The organism is Klebsiella sp. CN_Kp091, from assembly GCF_040065095.1.
Classification (GTDB): domain Bacteria; phylum Pseudomonadota; class Gammaproteobacteria; order Enterobacterales; family Enterobacteriaceae; genus Klebsiella; species Klebsiella aerogenes.
The window spans coordinates 1-660 of record NZ_JBEAIO010000031.1; the positions used below are offsets into that span (position 1 = coordinate 1).

The window sequence follows — 660 nt, forward strand, 5'->3', positions numbered from 1 at the left end:
AAGGTACCGGATTTACCTGGAACCTCCGCCTACATGCTTAAACCGGGACAACCGTCGCCCGGCTAACATAGCCTTCTCCGTCCCCCCTTCGCAGTAACACCAAGTACAGGAATATTAACCTGTTTCCCATCGACTACGCCTTTCGGCCTCGCCTTAGGGGTCGACTCACCCTGCCCCGATTAACGTTGGACAGGAACCCTTGGTCTTCCGGCGTGCGGGCTTTTCACCCGCATTATCGTTACTTATGTCAGCATTCGCACTTCTGATACCTCCAGCAACCCTCACAGGCCACCTTCGCAGGCTTACAGAACGCTCCCCTACCCAACAACACATAGTGTCGCTGCCGCAGCTTCGGTGCACAGTTTAGCCCCGTTACATCTTCCGCGCAGGCCGACTCGACCAGTGAGCTATTACGCTTTCTTTAAATGATGGCTGCTTCTAAGCCAACATCCTGGCTGTCTGTGCCTTCCCACATCGTTTCCCACTTAACTGTGACTTTGGGACCTTAGCTGGCGGTCTGGGTTGTTTCCCTCTTCACGACGGACGTTAGCACCCGCCGTGTGTCTCCCGTGATAACATTCTTCGGTATTCGTAGTTTGCATCGGGTTGGTAAGTCGGGATGACCCCCTAGCCGAAACAGTGCTCTACCCCCGAAGATGA

At 54.5% G+C, this 660-nt stretch carries 1 rRNA gene; it reads right to left on the reverse strand.

From position 1 onward, the window contains the following. Positions 1 to 660 (reverse strand): 23S ribosomal RNA (locus tag ABLV17_RS13610); the annotation flags it as partial.